The organism is Lysinibacter cavernae, assembly GCF_011758565.1.
GTDB lineage: Bacteria > Actinomycetota > Actinomycetes > Actinomycetales > Microbacteriaceae > Lysinibacter > Lysinibacter cavernae.
On the sequence record NZ_JAAMOX010000001.1, the window covers coordinates 2,058,120 to 2,074,360 of the forward strand.

General features: G+C 61.7%; 16 protein-coding genes. 15 read left to right on the forward strand and 1 reads right to left on the reverse strand.

The window, feature by feature from the left end:
• Window positions 1–33 precede the first annotated feature (33 nt).
• From FHX76_RS08950 to FHX76_RS08965, 4 genes are all read left to right on the forward strand, one after another.
• A complete protein-coding gene (locus FHX76_RS08950; RefSeq protein WP_167149950.1) occupies window positions 34–960 on the forward strand; it encodes a 3-methyladenine DNA glycosylase in 927 nt (308 codons plus the stop codon).
• 94 nt (window positions 961–1,054) lie between these two features.
• On the forward strand, window positions 1,055–1,408 hold the full coding sequence (locus FHX76_RS08955; protein WP_243848599.1) for a hypothetical protein: 354 nt from the start codon (window positions 1,055–1,057) through the stop codon (window positions 1,406–1,408).
• 73 nt (window positions 1,409–1,481) lie between these two features.
• Window positions 1,482–1,724 (forward strand): hypothetical protein, encoded by a 243-nt coding sequence (locus FHX76_RS08960; protein WP_167149952.1) that lies wholly within the window; start codon window positions 1,482–1,484, stop codon window positions 1,722–1,724.
• Between the two features lie 133 nt (window positions 1,725–1,857).
• A complete protein-coding gene (locus FHX76_RS08965; RefSeq protein WP_167149954.1) occupies window positions 1,858–2,628 on the forward strand; it encodes an SDR family NAD(P)-dependent oxidoreductase in 771 nt (256 codons plus the stop codon).
• A gap of 37 nt (window positions 2,629–2,665) precedes the next feature.
• Here the strand turns inward: FHX76_RS08965 and FHX76_RS08970 are convergent, their stop codons facing one another.
• The gene (locus FHX76_RS08970; RefSeq protein ID WP_167149956.1) at window positions 2,666–3,604 is read right to left on the reverse strand and encodes a sugar-binding transcriptional regulator; all 939 of its coding nucleotides are present in this window, start codon (window positions 3,602–3,604) and stop codon (window positions 2,666–2,668) included.
• 177 nt (window positions 3,605–3,781) lie between these two features.
• On the opposite strand from FHX76_RS08970, the gene FHX76_RS08975 reads away from it, so the two are divergent.
• From FHX76_RS08975 to FHX76_RS09025, 11 genes are all read left to right on the forward strand, one after another.
• The gene (locus FHX76_RS08975) at window positions 3,782–5,404 is read left to right on the forward strand and encodes a sugar ABC transporter ATP-binding protein (RefSeq protein WP_167149958.1); all 1,623 of its coding nucleotides are present in this window, start codon (window positions 3,782–3,784) and stop codon (window positions 5,402–5,404) included.
• Window positions 5,404–6,387 (forward strand): ABC transporter permease, encoded by a 984-nt coding sequence (locus FHX76_RS08980; RefSeq protein ID WP_167149960.1) that lies wholly within the window; start codon window positions 5,404–5,406, stop codon window positions 6,385–6,387. The genes FHX76_RS08975 and FHX76_RS08980 overlap by 1 nt, the downstream gene beginning before the upstream one ends.
• Window positions 6,388–6,450: 63 nt before the next feature.
• Window positions 6,451–7,524, forward strand: coding sequence for a substrate-binding domain-containing protein (locus FHX76_RS08985; RefSeq protein ID WP_208402482.1), 1,074 nt, complete (start codon window positions 6,451–6,453; stop codon window positions 7,522–7,524).
• 108 nt (window positions 7,525–7,632) lie between these two features.
• Window positions 7,633–8,295 carry a KpsF/GutQ family sugar-phosphate isomerase gene (locus FHX76_RS08990; protein ID WP_208402483.1) on the forward strand — a complete coding sequence of 221 codons (663 nt, stop codon included), beginning with the start codon at window positions 7,633–7,635 and terminating at the stop codon, window positions 8,293–8,295.
• Window positions 8,292–9,761: a xylulokinase gene (xylB, locus tag FHX76_RS08995; RefSeq protein ID WP_167149962.1), complete on the forward strand. Its 1,470-nt coding sequence runs from the start codon at window positions 8,292–8,294 to the stop codon at window positions 9,759–9,761. The genes FHX76_RS08990 and xylB overlap by 4 nt, the downstream gene beginning before the upstream one ends.
• Window positions 9,758–10,468 (forward strand): beta/alpha barrel domain-containing protein, encoded by a 711-nt coding sequence (locus FHX76_RS09000; protein ID WP_167149964.1) that lies wholly within the window; start codon window positions 9,758–9,760, stop codon window positions 10,466–10,468. Before xylB ends, FHX76_RS09000 begins: the two co-directional genes overlap by 4 nt.
• The gene (locus FHX76_RS09005; RefSeq protein WP_167149966.1) at window positions 10,465–11,505 is read left to right on the forward strand and encodes an NAD(P)-dependent alcohol dehydrogenase; all 1,041 of its coding nucleotides are present in this window, start codon (window positions 10,465–10,467) and stop codon (window positions 11,503–11,505) included. Before FHX76_RS09000 ends, FHX76_RS09005 begins: the two co-directional genes overlap by 4 nt.
• Window positions 11,506–11,541: 36 nt before the next feature.
• Window positions 11,542–12,303, forward strand: a complete 762-nt coding sequence (locus FHX76_RS09010) for an SDR family NAD(P)-dependent oxidoreductase (protein WP_167149968.1) — start codon at window positions 11,542–11,544, stop codon at window positions 12,301–12,303.
• 105 nt (window positions 12,304–12,408) lie between these two features.
• A complete protein-coding gene (locus FHX76_RS09015; protein WP_167149970.1) occupies window positions 12,409–13,440 on the forward strand; it encodes a zinc-dependent alcohol dehydrogenase in 1,032 nt (343 codons plus the stop codon).
• 214 nt (window positions 13,441–13,654) lie between these two features.
• On the forward strand, window positions 13,655–15,352 hold the full coding sequence (locus FHX76_RS09020; RefSeq protein WP_167149972.1) for a dihydroxyacetone kinase family protein: 1,698 nt from the start codon (window positions 13,655–13,657) through the stop codon (window positions 15,350–15,352).
• Window positions 15,353–15,483: 131 nt separating this feature from the next.
• Window positions 15,484–16,227 carry a GolD/DthD family dehydrogenase gene (locus FHX76_RS09025; RefSeq protein ID WP_167149974.1) on the forward strand — a complete coding sequence of 248 codons (744 nt, stop codon included), beginning with the start codon at window positions 15,484–15,486 and terminating at the stop codon, window positions 16,225–16,227.
• Window positions 16,228–16,241: the final 14 nt, after the last annotated feature.

Here is a 16,241-nt window from a genome sequence, read left to right on the forward strand (position 1 = left end):
CTCCGCCCACGTGGGCGGAGGTACGATGGAGACATGGTTGTTGGAACGCTGCATTCGGTTGGGCACACGGTGCTCGACCGGCACGACTGGCAGTCCGTCGAGGCCGCGCACCAGCATCGAGCAGACCTCCTCACCGCGGGCTGGAGGGCCCGTCAGCAAAGCGGCGAAGTCGATTCCATCGAAGACTTTTTGTTTACCTATTACCCGATCAAACCGTCGCTTCTCCGTCGTTGGCATCCTGGCGCAGGGGTCGAGCTTTCCGATGCCCAGCTCCTCGATTCACGGGACTACCGTTGGTATCACGCCACCGCATCCGGCCGCGTTGTTGATGCCGCAGCGTTTGTGCAGGCCAAAGGCGCGACCCTTGATTTCATCGAGCGCTTGCTCAGCCAGACGGCGGCGCGGGCTGCTCAGTTCAGCTGCTTTGGGCTGCACGAGTGGGCAATGGTCTACCGTCAGAGCTCGGACCAGATCAGGCATCAGTCAACACCGCTCCGATTGTCGCAGTCCGCGACGGATGCCGTGGTCGAGTCGCATAAAATCGCATGCTCCCACTACGACGCCTTCCGATTCTTCACGCAGGAGGCGGTTCCCCTCAATGCGCTGCGCCCCACGAGGGAGAACCAGCCGGCGCTTGAGCAGGCTGGTTGCCTACACGCCGGAATGGATGTCTACAAGTGGGCGACGAAGCTTGGCCCGCTCGTGCCCGGCGACTTGCTGCTTGACTGTTTCGAACTTGCTCGCGACATCCGCGTACTTGATATGCGTGCCTCACCCTACGACGTCACGCAGTACGGGCATTCGCCGGTTGCAATCGAGACTGAGGCCGGCAAGGCAGAGTATGTCCGCCAGCAGCGAGCGTTCACCGCTCGTTCCAACGACCTGCGGGGGAGGGTAGTCGCCGCGATTCACACGGCACGTGCCGAAGCCGAGCGTGCTGCGGGTCAACAACCGTCGTGAAATTCGGGAGTAGACTTTTTGCTGAGCTAACAGCTCAGCGGACATGGTTCAACACATCCATCGGGGCAGCGCCAACGGGGCATAAGGAGGAAGCATGATGGGCACCGACACCATCGACTACCTTCGCGATAACGCCAGGCTTGAACGTGAAGTGATGGTGGAGCATCACGCCCGTGACGGCGAAGACCCAGCCGAGTTCATTGCCGACATGCCGTCCGTTGACGAGCTCGTTGTCACGGCGCTACTCGCCGACGGAATGCACGCAAGCGGCGTGGCAGCCGAGCACGGGATGGCCCGTCTTGCCGGAAAAAGCTCTATTCAGGATGCCCTCGAGCACCGCCAGAACGCCGACCGTCTTGAGCGCACGATGTTGCACGAGATTGCTATGGAACACCCGGAACTCAGCACAGCTGTCTGGGCTATGCTTGGTCGACTCGACCACAACTGAACATCCCACCTCGCCTCGATGAGGATCGACGGCAACCGTTTTTCGAGAATTCACGCTGTTAGGAACTTGCCACATGGCCGCTCTGCATTTCACAAACGACGAACTTCTGCAGGCTATTTCGCTGTATCGAGAAGCGCTTGTTGATGCAAAAGAGGCTGGCGATTCTGATGCTGAGCGCGACGATGTGATTGTGCTTGCGCGCGAGAACCTCTACGCCGATGACATTGATGCCCACGCGCTCATCATTGACCTCGCCGATGGTGACAGCGGCGACCGCGTGTGGAGCCTTGAAGAAGAAGTGCTCGACATCGACTAATGACGGCATTTTTCACCCAATGTTAGTTTTTTGTAACTTCTAACAAGAACTCACAGGTAAACTATTCGCGAACGGTGCGTTTGGCAGGCCCAAACGCGCTCGAATCTGACTTGATTACCGCAGGGAGTTTGCGTTGAACACCACACCATTTGATGGCCGCGTCGCCGTCATCACCGGAGGCGCACGAGGACTCGGCCTCTCCATCGCGACCGCACTCGCCACACACGGCGCCAGCATTGCATTGCTCGACCGACTGCCAGGCATTGAAGCCGTCGCGGAACAGCTCGCCACCACAACCGGCGTCCGCGTCATTGGCGTAAACGTTGACGTGACCAACGAAACCTCGGTTGCCGCCGCGATCGCAACGGTCTCCGACCGCCTCGGCACGCCAACCCTGCTCGTCAACTCGGCCGGCATCACCCTCGACACCCCGGCCCTCGACACCAGCTACGAGGCATGGAGCCGCGTGCAGAACGTAAACGTCGGCGGAACCTTCCTCATGTCCCGCGAGTTTGCCCGCGCCGCGATCGCCGCACAGCTGCCCGCGAGCATCGTGAACCTCTCGTCCATGTCGTCACTCGTGGTCAACATTCCCCAAACCCAGGCGGCGTACAACACCTCAAAGGCAGCCGTGTCGATGCTCACCAAGAGCCTCGCCATCGAGTGGCTCCCACTCGGCATTCGAGTAAACGCCATCGCCCCCGGATACTTCGCCTCCGACATGACGCGCGATTTTGTTGCGGCAAACCCCGAGATGAACGACGCGTGGGTCAGCCGCATTCCGGCGGGCCGGATGGGAGAGCCTGACGAACTCGGCGACCTCGTCATCTACCTGCTCGGCGACTCGGCAAGCTACGTTGTTGGACAGACGTTCTCAATCGACGGTGGCTACACCATCGTGTAGTTGGCCCGTGCCAACAGCAAACGCCAGCCCAAGCGACTCAGTCTTCGGACGCCAGCAGCCGCTGGGCGAGGCGGGCGTCTGTCACCACGGAGTCAATGAGTCCAGATTTGATGGCCGATCGAACGGCAAGCGTTTTGCGCGGGCCTCCGCCAACCATGATGACCTCGGGCACGTTCCGGAGCTGCTCAGCAGTAATGGACATCGCTCGATCATCAACCGCGGAAACGATATTGCCGTCGCGGTCGAGCAGCGTTGCGCACAGCTCGGCGACAACGCCCTTGGCGAGCAGGTCATCGGCGATGCCAAAATCCTTAGCGGTGTCGTAGAGCTGGGAGTCTGGCGGCGACCAGGAACCGATAGCAACAACGCCCTTCGTCACTCGATCAAACCGACTAAACGCCTCGGAGATCAACGGATCGTTCCGCAGCGCGGTAGCCGTGACGGGGTCCTGCACGATCAGGGGCGCAAAAATGGGCCAGGTCTCGCCTCCCGCGATACGACCTACGCGACGGATGACCTCAACACCGTGCTCCTTGACCGGCCCGGCGACGCCACCAAGGGCCACGAGGTCGGAATACGCGAGGCTCGTGAGGTAGCTGGCTGTGGCATTGAGAGTGCGGCCAGCCGTAAACCCAAGCAGGTCTCCCTCGACCACAATCTCGGTGAGCAGTTGGGCAGCAACTTTGCCAAGAAACTCCTGAATGACCTCGGGAGCTTCGCTCGGGGTCACAACCGCAAGGGCCCGCTTCAAGCCAAAGCGCGTCTGCAGGCCTACGGAAAGCTCAAGATCGATCACATCGGATGTAACGATTTCGACACGAACGATGCCAAGTTCGACGGCCTTTTCGAGAATCCTGGCGACCTTAAATCGGGAAAGCCCCATCTCGTCGGCAATCTCAATGCGCGTGCGGCCGTCGCGATAATGGCGACTTGCTACGTATCCCATGCGGACAAGCTCATCGGGCCCCATCGACATAATCCTCCCTGACTAACTCGTTGGTGATTTCAGTCTATCTTTTCCACCCTATTCACGAACCGCTCATATGAGCGGGCATCATGTACATGTGATCGATTCTATGACTATAGTAATCCTAGATCTGATCATGTTGAGGCGACGGCGCCATAAGTGCCCGTCCGCAGGAAGCGAGCTCTTATGACTCCCGACTCCGCGAGAAACGGCGAAACAGCCGCCGATTCTCCGATCGCGACGGATGCCCCACTCGCGCTTGAATGCATCAACATCGAAAAAGCTTTCGGTGGCGTTCCAGTGCTCAAAGGTGTATCCCTAGCGCTCACACCCGGAACCATCACCGCCCTCGCGGGTGAGAACGGTGCTGGCAAATCCACTCTGATGAAGATTGCCTCCGGCCAATACCGGCCAGACAAGGGCAACGTCCTCGTCCGCGGCCACGATCTTCCAGACGGAAACGCACAGGCCGCTTACCGCCTCGGCGTCGCAATCGTTCCGCAGGAGCTCGCCTCCGTGCTTGACCTCACGGTCTACGAGAACATCTTCCTCGGCCGCGAACTGCGCGGCCCAACAGGACTCCGCCGCAAGGCAATGATCCAGAAGGCTCGCGAGAACCTTGAGGTCTTCGGCGTCGACATCGACCCGAGCACACTCATGGGAACCCTCTCGGTTGGTATCCGCCAGATCGTCGAGATCATCAAGGCAACCAACACCGGAGCAAAAGCAATCCTGCTCGACGAACCAACAAGCGCCATCTCCTCCAAAGAGGTTGAGCGCCTGGTCGCAGTGATGCGCACGCTCCGCGACCGCGGCGTTGCGCTCCTCTTCACGACTCACAAAATGGAAGAAATCCGCGAACTCGCCGACCGCGTTGTTGTCCTCCGCGACGGAGGCCTCGTTGTTGACAAGCCTCTCGCGCAGCTCACGGATGACGACATCGTCACGGCCATGATCGGCCGCGAACTTGAGGACCTCTTCCCAGAGCGTCCGGAAGCTGGCGACACAACCATCCTCGAGGTCACCAACCTGCAGGTTGAGGGCGCACCGGCCCCCATCAGCATCTCGGTCAAAAAGGGCGAGATCCTCGGACTTGCCGGCCTCGTTGGCGCCGGTCGCACCGAGCTCATCGAAGCGATCTTCGGCACCCGAACCACCACTGGCGGAACAATCGCCGTTTCGGGCAAGCAGATGAAGCGAAACAACCCGAGCGCGGCAATCGTGTCAAAGGTTGCCCTCGTTCCTGAGGACCGCAAGGGCTCTGGAGCGGTGCTCACCATGGATGTGCTCGACAACATGAGCCTCCCCCGCCTGTCCTCCTTCTCGACGGCCGGATGGTTGCAGCAGGGTCGCCGCCGCTCGGCAGCCCGCGAGGCAACGGAATCCGTTCGTCTGCGCAGCCGTGGCATGAACCAGTCAATGGAGACGCTCTCCGGCGGAAACCAGCAGAAGGTTGTTCTGGCCCGCTGGTTGACCGGGCCGGTAGACGTTCTGCTGCTCGACGAGCCAACGCGAGGCGTTGACGTCGGCGCGCGCAGTGAGATCTACCGCATCATCGTTGACCTCGCCGCAAAGGGCATGGCCGTTGTCATGGCCTCGAGCGACATGCCAGAGATCCTCAGCCTTTCGCACCGCGCTCTTGTGCTTCGCGAAGGCGGCATCGTTGGAGAGCTCAGCCGCGACGACCTCGACAGCGCCGACGTGCAGGAGACCATCTTCCGCCTCGCCAGCGGCCAGCTCGCAGACGCACCCACACAACCTTCAGCACCGATCAACGAATCGATCAACGACAACAGGGATTCCGAATAATGACGATCACTCCAGTAGCAGACACGACCCAGCGCTTCAGCGGCAAGTGGTTCCAAGACATGGCGATCCGCTACGCCATGGTTTTGGTGCTCATCGTCGTCATTGCGTTCTTCGCCTACCGCAGCGCACGCTTCGGCACGGTTGACAACGTCACGACCATCCTCATCGCGGCCGCACCGTTTGCGCTTATCGCGCTCGGCCAGACCCTTGTGATTCTGACAGGCGGTATCGACCTGTCGGTTGGTAGCGTAATCGCGGTCAGCGCCATGACCGGCGCGTTGACCGCCAAGACGTTCCCAGACCAGATCTGGCTCGCCGTTGTTGCCGCGGTAATCGTTGGTTTCCTCGCGGGGTCCATCAACGGATTTGTGGTTTCGGTGATGAACGTTCCGCCGTTTATCGCTACCCTCGGTATGCTCACGCTCGCCTCAGGTGTTGCGTACGTTATCGGTAATGGCGCGCCCATCAACGGCCTGCCAACCGAGTTTGGCGCTATCGCAAACACCCAGGTCCTCGGCCTCACCATCCCCGTAATCCTCATGATCATCGGCATCATCGGATTTGGCGTCATGATGCGCCGCACCGCTTACGGCCTGCGTATCTACGCAGTTGGTGGAAACCGACTCGCGGCAGAAATCGCCGGCGTCAAGACCGGTCGCGTACTCTTCAGCGTCTACGCAATCAGCGGCGCGCTTGCCGGACTCTCCGGAGTCATGCTCGCCTCGCGCGTGATCAGTGGCGCACCAACCCTCGGTAGCGGTTACGAGCTCGACGCCATCGCCGCCGTAGTTATTGGTGGAGCCAGCCTCATGGGCGGACGCGGAACCGTATGGGGAACCGCGCTCGGACTCCTGCTCATCCAGACTCTGAACAACGGACTCGACATCCTCACGGTTCCCGCCTACTGGCAGAACGTGATCAAGGGTGTCCTGATCGTAGCGGCCGTTGCCGTTGACGTTTGGGCGTCCAAACGCAGAGCGTAATCGCGCATCCCGCGCACAAGTTTTCACCTTGCCCTTGCAATCACTAATAAAAGGAGAAAGTCAATGAAGATGACCCAGTGGATGAAGCGCACCGCCATGGTGACGCTCGCTGGCACGACCGTAGTGGCCCTCAGCGCCTGTGGCGCAGGAGACCCTTCGGCAAACCAGGACAACGGAGACGGCCCAAAGCGCGTCACCGTTGGTATCACCGTCTACAACATGTCCTCGTTCATTACCGAAGGTAAAGAAGGAATCGACACCTACGCCGACGAGAACAACATCGAGATCAAGTGGAACTCGGCAAACGACGACGTGAGCACCCAGGCCAGCCAGGTTGACCAGTTCATCAGCGCCAAGGTTGACGCCATCATCATCGTTCCCGTTCAGGCAGACACCCTGCAGCCGCAGGTAACCGCAGCCAAGAACGCCAACATCCCGATCATGGATGTCAACGCAACGCTCAACAACTCCGACATCACGGCAAGCGTTCAGCCCGATGACGTTGCTGCTGGCGAGCAGGAAGCCACCATGATGATGGATGCCCTCGGCAGCAAGGGCAACGTTGTTATCCTCCAGGGCCCCCTCGGCGGCTCGGGAGAAATCAACCGAGGCCAGGGAATCGACAATGTTCTCGCTGAAAACGCAGACGTCAAGGTTCTCGCAAAGGACACGGCCAACTGGAAGCGCGACGAAGCCGTTAACAAGATGAAGAACTGGATCTCGGCGTTCGGCGACGAGATCGACGGCGTTATCGCTCAGAACGACGACATGGGACTCGGCGCCGTACAGGCTCTCCGCGAGGCCGGCATGAACGACGTTCCTGTTGTTGGTATCGACGGAATCGAAGACGGCCTCAACGCCGTCAAGAAGGGTGACTTCATTGGCACCTCGCTGCAGAACGGTACCGTTCAGCTCGCAACCGGTGTTGCAGTTGCTGCTCGTATTGCCCGCGGCGAAGACGTCAACAAGGAACTCGTCTACACGATGCCAGCCATCACCACCGAAAACGTTGACGCTGCTATCGAGCACGTTGTGACGGACCGCAAGGCGTTCCTTGCCGGCCTGACCGACCTCATCAACGACAACCTCAAGACCGGAAACATCGCGTACGAAGGCCTCCCAGGCCAGGAGAAGTAATCTCCCGAACACGTAACCTCCGGTTGCACCCGTGAGGCCGTGGCTGAATCATCAGCCACGGCCTCACGGCCACCTCCCACAGATCCCCCCGTTCGCAAAGGAATCCCGTTGTCACACACCACACCAACACCCGAGATTTCAGAGCACGACGTTATTGCCAACGCGCGGGCGTTTGTCGCCCGACAGGGTGCTGCTGTTACTGGGCTCGCCGACCAGCTTGATGAAACGTTTGCTTCGGTTGTACGGGCCATTCTCGCCCTCCCAGGCAAAGTCATCACGACCGGCTCAGGCACCTCTGGCATCATGGCCGAGCGCCTCGCCCACCTACTTGCCGTTTCTGGCACCCCAGCCTTTTATCTTCCCTGCCTCGATGCGCTGCACGGCGGCATGGGAGCCATCACCGATGGCGATCTTGTTCTTGCCTTCTCAAAAGGCGGCCAGTCGACCGAACTCGTCGACCTTGTTACCCGCCTGAGCGAACGTGGCATCCCAACCGTAGCGGTCACCGAACGCCCTGAGTCGCCATTTGCGCAGGCGGCTGACACCGTCGTGGTTGTGCAGACGCGGCCGATTGATGCCGATCCCGGCGGGCTCATCGCCATGGGTTCAACGCTTGTTGCCGGCTCGTGGGGCGATGCCCTCGCCTCAACCCTTATGGGCCTCCGCGACCACAGCTGGGCCGACGTCATCAACATCCACCCTGGTGGATACGTTGGCCAGCAAACCGACCTTCCCGCCGACAACGGCAGCGCAGCAGAGCCCGGCGCATGAGCAGGCCAGCCCTCGTCGCCGGAATCGACTCCTCGACACAGTCCTGCAAAGTTGAGTTGCGCAACGCGACCACCGGCGAACTTCTTGCCACCGGTTCGGCTCCACACACCGTTGTAACACCACCGCTGAGCGAGCAGAATCCCGCCGACTGGTGGGATGCGCTCGTCGCCGCGTTCCGTTCGGCCATGACACTCGCGGATGCCTCGCCAGAGGATGTCGTTGGCATCGCGGTTGCCGCCCAGTGCCACGGCCTCGTTGCCCTTGACGAGAACAACAACGTCATCCGCCCGGCCAAGCTGTGGAACGACACCACCTCGGCACCGGAACTCGCCGAGCTGAGCGAACGCATTGGCGATGAGGCTCTCATCTCCAAGCTGGGATCGCTGCCAACGGCCGCGTTCACCATCGGCAAGATTGCGTGGCTCGCCAAGCACGAGCCCGAGAACTTCGCGCGGGTCGCGAGCATCCTGCTCCCCCACGACTACCTGACGTTCCGGCTTACCGGAAATAAGGTCACGGATCGTTCTGAGGCCTCGGGAACCGGCTACTTCAACGCGGCCACAAACGAATATCTTCCTGAGCACCTCGCGCTCATCGACGCAGACCGCGACTGGCTGCCGATGCTGCCGACCGTGCTCGACCCAGACGCGCCAGCCGGAACTGTCCTTCCCGTCGTCCTCGACGAGCTCGGCCTGAGCGGAACCGTAGTGGTTGCCTCCGGCGGCGGCGACCAGCACGCGGCCGCCCTCGGTCTCGGAACGGTTGCCGGCGACGTGGTCTACTCATTTGGCACGTCAGGTGTTGTCTCTGCGCTGCACACAACAAGCGTGCACGACCCGCTCGGCTTTGTGAACGGCGTCGCCGACATGACCAACGGCTTCATGCCGCTCATCTGCACCCTCAACGCGGCGAAGGTCACCGACACGTTTGCCCGCATCCTTGGTGTTGACTACAACGAGCTCACGCGCCTTGCCCTCGCCGCGCCCCCAACCGAAGTTGGGCCGAGCCTTGCCGCGTTCCTCGACGGGGAACGCACCCCAAACCGCCCTGGCGCGAACGGCATCCTTGCTGGAATCACCACGGAAACCACGCGCGAAGAGATCGCCCGCGCAGCCTACGAAGGCGTTATCTTTGGGCTCGTCACAGGCCAGCACCACCTCGAAAGACTTGGCGTTCAAACCTCCGGCCGCATTATCGCGGTTGGCGGCGGAGCAAAGTCTGCCGCCTACACGCAGTTGCTTTCGGATGCCCTGCAGCGCCCGGTCCTGACCGCGGATGCGCCGGAGGCTACCGCACGAGGCGCCGCGGTGCAGGCAGCCGCCATCTGGTCGAAGCGGCCCGTGACCGAGGTGCGCACCGAGTGGGCCCCTCGCACCGAGGTTGTCGCCACGCCACGCCCAGTGCAGCGCGACGCGTTTGCCGCGTACGAAGCCGTCGCCGCCGTGACCCAGCTGGACCGCCAATGAGCGTCGTGCACGTGGCGGTGCCCCACGATGTGACGATTGCCGACTGGGCAGACGAGTTTCCGGCCTCTGCGCTTGGCGGAAGCATCTACGCGGTTGCCCCTCCGCTGCGCCTCGAAGCAGCCCGCCGGCTGGCCGATGCCGGACACGGCATCCATGCCGACCTCATCCTTGGCCACGAAGGGATCCATACTGGCGTCACGCCCCAGATGGTTCGCGAAATCCGCTCTGCCCTTCCCGAGGCAGACATCGACCTCCACCTCATCACACACGGCACGCCAGCCAAAGAGCAGGCGATCGCGGAAGCTGAGGCGCTCAACCTTGCAAACGACGTACGCGCAAGCCGCATCGCGCTCAGCCCAGCAGCGTTTGCCCGCAACGAGCGAGCGATCACCGAGCTGCGCGACGCCGGCATCAACGTGTGGGTAGAACTCGAGCCCATCCATTCGGCCAACCCCCTCGAAGCCGGGGACGCCGACGGCGCGCTCATCATGCTCATCGAGCCGGGAACGATCACAACGGCAGACCCAAGCAACATCAACAAGATCGAGGCCCTTCCAGGCGCCTGGAACGTTGGCGTTGACGGAGGGGTCACCCGCGCTATTGCCACAACGAGCCACGCTGCAGGGGTGAGCTACATCGTCTCAGGACGAGCACTGCTGCAGACCAACCACAACGAATTACCACAACCGAAGGGACACACCTCATGACTCAGACACCAGCTCTTCCCGAAACGATGCGCGTCAGCGTGCTCAACGGGGTGCAAAACCTCACGATTGAGGACCGCCCGCTTCCCGTCGTCCAGCCAGACGAGGTCCTCGTCAAGGTTGCAGCGGTTGGCGTGTGCGGCTCAGACGTGCACTACTACCGCCACGGCAAAATCGGCGACTTCGTTGTTGACGGACCGCTCGTGCTTGGCCACGAACTCTCAGGAAAAATCGTTGCCGTTGGGGCAGACGTCGACGCAGCCCGCATTGGCGAGCGCGTAGCCGTTGAGCCACAGCGTCCCTGCAAAAACTGCCGCGAATGCCGCGCCGGACGCTACAACCTCTGCCCAAACATGGAGTTCTACGCGACCCCACCAATCGACGGCGCATTCGCAGGCTACGTCACCATTCAGGCGGACTTCGCGCACGCGATCCCCGACAACCTGTCTGACGAGGCTGCCGCGCTGCTTGAACCGCTCTCCGTGGCAATCACCACCATGCGCAAGGCAGGCATCGAGCCTGGCTCAAGCATCCTCATCGCGGGAGCGGGCCCAATCGGCATCATCTGCATCCAGGCCGCAAAGGCCTTTGGTGCCTCAGAAATCATCGTGAGCGACCTCGTGGCAGAGCGCCGCGAACGCGCCCTCTCATACGGCGCAACCCGCGTCATCGACCCGGTGGCAGAGGATGTTGCAGCCCTCGGCCTCGACGTCAACGCATTTGTTGACGCCAGCGGATCGCCCCGCGCGGTGGATGCCGGCATCCGCGCCGTCCGCCCAGCAGGAACCGTTGTGCTCGTTGGTCTTGGCAACCCAGAAATGACGCTGCCCGTTGAGCAGATCCAAAACCTTGAGATCACCGTCACCGGCATCTTCCGCTACACGAACACCTGGCCAGCAGCCATCCACATGGTTTCGTCAGGAGTTGTTGACCTTGACTCCCTCGTGACGGGCAAGTTTGACCTCGACCACGTTGCCGAGGCGCTCAACAGCGACCAGAACCCAGATAGCCTCAAGTCCATCGTTTACCCAGGCAAATAGATTTCCCCCACTTACCATCCGAAAGGCTTACCCACTATGACTTCTCCATTCTCACTCGAAGGCAAGACCGCCCTCGTTACCGGCGGCAACCAGGGCCTTGGCAAGGCATTTGCCTTCGGCCTTGCCGAGGCTGGCGCACGCGTCGCAATTGCTGGACGCAGCGCAGAGCGCAACGCGGCAGTTGTTGCTGAGGCTCGCGAGGCTGGCTTCGATTTCACCCCCATCACGGCCGACATCACCGAGGGTGACCAGGTTGACCGTATGACCGCTGAGGCCATTTCGGCGCTCGGACGCATCGACATCCTCGTCAACAACGCGGGCACCTGCTACCACAACCCATCCTTCAGCGTCACCGACCAGGAGTGGGACAACGTCTTCGACCTCAACGTCAAGGCGCTGTGGAAGGCAAGCATCGCCGTTGGTGCGCACATGAAGGAACAGGGCAAGGGCTCGATCGTCAACATCGGCAGCATGTCTGGCATCATCGTGAACCGCCCGCAGTGGCAGCCTGCCTACAACGCGTCGAAGGCGGCAGTTCACCACCTCACGAAGTCGCTCGCCGTTGAGTGGGCAGAGCTCGGCATTCGCGTGAACGCGGTTGCCCCTGGCTACGTCAAGACCGAGATGGCCCCTGTTGACCGCGAAGACTTCAAGCGCTACTGGATTGACGACGCGCCTCAGCAGCGCTTCGCGATGCCTGAAGAGATTGCTCCTTCAGTTGTCTTCCTCGCGAGCGACGCAGCGTCGTTCATCACCGGATCGATCCTTGTCGCCGACGGCGGCTACACGGCTGTCTAACTCCGCATGAACTGCATCTGTTTGTGAGTTTTTGTCCAAATCGAACACTTTTGGCGCAGAAACTCGCAAATAGATGCAGGTTGATTTTTAGAAAAGGATGCACTCATGACCCAAAATCGTCGGATTGTTGTGAATTCGTTTGACGACATCGTCCTCGAAACAGAAGAGACCCCAACACCGGCCGCTGGCGAAGTACTTGTCCGCAGCACGGTTGTTGGCATTTGCGGTTCGGACATGCACGCGGCGCACGGCCGCCACCCCTTTATGTCGCTGCCGTTCTGGCCGGGACACGAGGTTGTTGGCCGCGTCGAGGCTGCCGGTACGGATGCCGACCAGTCGCTGGCCGGCAAGCGCGTAGTCGTCGAACCCAACCTGTACTGCGGAACCTGCGACCAGTGTGTTGCGGGCCGCTACAACATCTGCTCAACTCTCGACGTATTCGGATGCCAGACGCCTGGCGGAATGACCGACCGTTTTGTCATCGCCGCTGACCGGGTCATCCCGCTGCCAGACGACCTTGACGACACCTGGGCGTCACTCATCGAACCGCTGTCGACACCGGTGCACGCCGTTCGCCGCGCGGGCGACCTGAGCGGCAAGCGCGTTGTTGTGCTCGGAGCAGGCCCCATCGGCCTTTTTGTTGCAATTGCAGCGCTCGAGGCCGGGGCAGAGCGCGTTGTGGTTGGCGATCTGCTGGCTTCCAAGCGCGAGCGCGCCGAGCGTCTTGGCGCCGCTGGCAGCTTTGACCCAAGCGCTGACTCCGCCGCAGAGGATGCGCTTGCCGCGCTTGGCGGAAAAGCGCACGTGGTCTTTGACTGCGTATCGCGCGAGTCAACGGTTCACCTTGCCATCGAGATCCTGGATAAGGGCGCAACGTTGATGACGGTTGGCGTTCCTGCTGGGCCGACGAAGATCGATCTCGACCTCATCCAGGACCGCGAGCTGACGCTCATCGGCAACCTCATGTATGTCCGCGAGGATGTACTGCACGCAATTGAGATTCTTCGCAAGAAGTCGTTCCCGCTTGATGAGCTCATCACGGCGTCGTTTGATATCACGGAGGCCAAGCAGGCGTTCCACACGTCAGGCGACCCTGAGCAGGTCAAAGTATTGGTCACCATCGGAGATCAGAGCTAGTTCATCAAAGCATGATGTTTGAAATGTAGTACGCAGTGGGGGCCTCTGAAAGACTGGAGGTCCCCACTGTTGTTTTTGGGCAAAGATTCTCATTGATTTTCACGAGTAGGACATTGTCAACAGTCCAATGCTCGAACAATGAAGCTATCCTAGACACAGACTCGTTTATCCCCTCGCACAACACAACTCACGGACACAACCAACGGAGCCATACGTGACTATTCTCTTCAACAACCCGGCCGAATTTGCCGAAGACCAGTTCGAGGGATTCCTCGATCTCTACTCAGACCGCCTCAGGGGCGTTCCCGGCGGCGCAGTGGCGCATCGCAGCGGCGAGCCACAGGTTGCCGTCATCGTTGGCGGAGGCTCCGGCCACTACCCCGCGTTCTGCGGCCTCGTTGGGCCAGGCTTCGCCACGGGAGCTGTTGTTGGAAACGTCTTCACCTCCCCGTCAGCCGCACAGGTCTACTCTGTCGCGAAGGCCGCCCACCAAGGCCGCGGCGTCATCCTCAGCTTTGGTAACTACGCAGGCGACAACATGAACTTCGGCATTGCAGCCGACCGCCTCCGCAAAGAAGGCATCGACGTGCGCATTGTTGTCGTGACCGACGACATCGCCTCGGCAACAGAAGAAGAGAAGCGCCGCGGCATCGCCGGCGACTTCACCGTCTTCAAAGTCATGGGCGCAGCAGCGGCCGCCGGCCTCGACCTCGACGGCGTCGAGCGCGCAGGCCGCGCCGCAAACTCAGCAACGCGCACGCTGGGCGTTGCGTTCTCAGGCTGCACCATGCCGGGCGCGGAGCATCCACTCTTCACCGTTCCTGAGGGACACCTCGGGCTCGGCCTCGGCATCCACGGCGAGCCAGGCATCCGCGACGAACCGCTCCCAACCGCAGAGCAGCTTGCACACACCCTCACCACAGCCGTGCTTGAGGCGGCACCTGCCAACGCTGGCAAACGCGTGACGGCAATCGTCAACGGCCTTGGCACCACCAAATACGAAGAGCTCTTCCTGCTCTGGAAAACAATCTCGGCCAACCTCCGCGATGCCGGCCTCGAGATCATTGAGCCAGAAGTTGGCGAGATCGTGACAAGCCTTGACATGGGCGGCTGCTCGCTCACCCTCATGTGGCTCGACGACGAACTCGAAACCTTCTGGAGAGCGGATGCCTACGCCCCCGGTTACCGCAAACAGGCTGCGCCCATTGCGAACCTCGTGGCATCAGCAGGAGGCGAAGAATCGGCAGAGGCGGCCGTCATCCCCGACGCAACCGAAGCCGCCCGTGCCCTCGGGACAGTTGCGCTTGCCGGGCTCGAAAGCATCGCCCGCACCCTGCACACCAACGAAGTCCGCCTTGGCGAGATCGACGCGGTTGCCGGCGACGGCGACCACGGGCGCGGCATGGTCAAGGGCATCGACGCCGCCCTCAAAGCTGGCGCCGCGGCACACGCTGCGGATGCCGGTGTCGCCTGGATCCTTACCTCGGCCGGCCAGGCATGGGCGGAATTCGCCGGCGGCACCTCAGGAGTCCTGTGGGGCGCCGCCCTTGAGGGCGCCGGCTCCGCGCTGACCGATAGCCGCGAGGCCTACACCCCGACCGACTTCGTCGCGGCGGCGGACGGCTTCGCGACGGCAATCACCGACCTCGGCCGCGCGACGATCGGCGATAAGACGCTTGTTGATGCGCTGCTTCCGTTTGTGGAGGCCCTCCGCGAGCAGGTGGCGGCCGGCACGGACTTCGCCTCAGCTTGGTCGACGGCCGCTGCCGTTGCCACCGAGCGCGCTGCGGCGACGGCAGCGCTCAGCCCCAAACTGGGCCGCGCCCGTCCGCTCGCAGAGAAGAGCGTCGGGACTCCCGACGCTGGCGCAACATCCCTCGCCCTCATCGTGACCGACCTCGGCTCGCTGTAGCGCTCACACATCCCTTCCCACCCCCGCCCACACCCCCATGCTCGCGGGGTGCATTTCGCCTCGTGGGGCGCATTATTTCGCACCCCACGAGCACAATCGCACCCCACGAGCGAAGTAGTTAAGGATTGAACATGACCGCAGAATTTGCAGGAAAAGTAGTTGTTGTCACCGGAGCCGCCAGCGGAATCGGCAACTCCGTAGCGCTGTACTTCGCCGAGCGCGGGGCCCGCGTCGTTGGCGTCGACCTCGGCGAAACCATTGGCGAAGCCATGGCCGCACTGCCAGGTGAGGGCCACCACGGTATCGTCAAGGATCTCACCGGGGCGACCGCCGCAACTGAGGTTTTCGACGAGGTTGTCGCCGTTGCCGGAACCGTCCATGTGCTCGTCAACTCGGCAGGCATTGTCATGCTCGATACGGCCCTCAACCTGTCGGACCGAATGTGGGATGCCACAATCGCCGTCAACCTGACGGCCAGCTTCAAGATGGCACAGGCCGCCGGTCGTATCATGACCGTGGCAGGCTTTGGCCGCATCATCAACCTTGCCTCGCAGGCGAGCGTCGTTGGCCTTGATCAGCACGTCGCCTACTGCGCGAGCAAGGCCGGCATCGTTGGCATGACGAAGGTGCTTTCCATGGAGTGGGCACCAAGCGGCGTAACCGTGAATGCGGTGTCCCCAACCGTTGTTGAGACGCCCCTCGGCAAGGCGGCTTGGGCAGGCGAAAAGGGAGAGGCGCTCAAGCAGCAGATCCCAACCCGCCGCTTTGCCCAGCCGGAGGAGGTTGCCGGCCTGATCGCGTATCTCGCTGGCGACAACGCCGGCATGGTGACGGGCGAGAACATCCTCATCGACGGCGGCTACTCCTCCATCTAGTGCTCGTGGGGCGC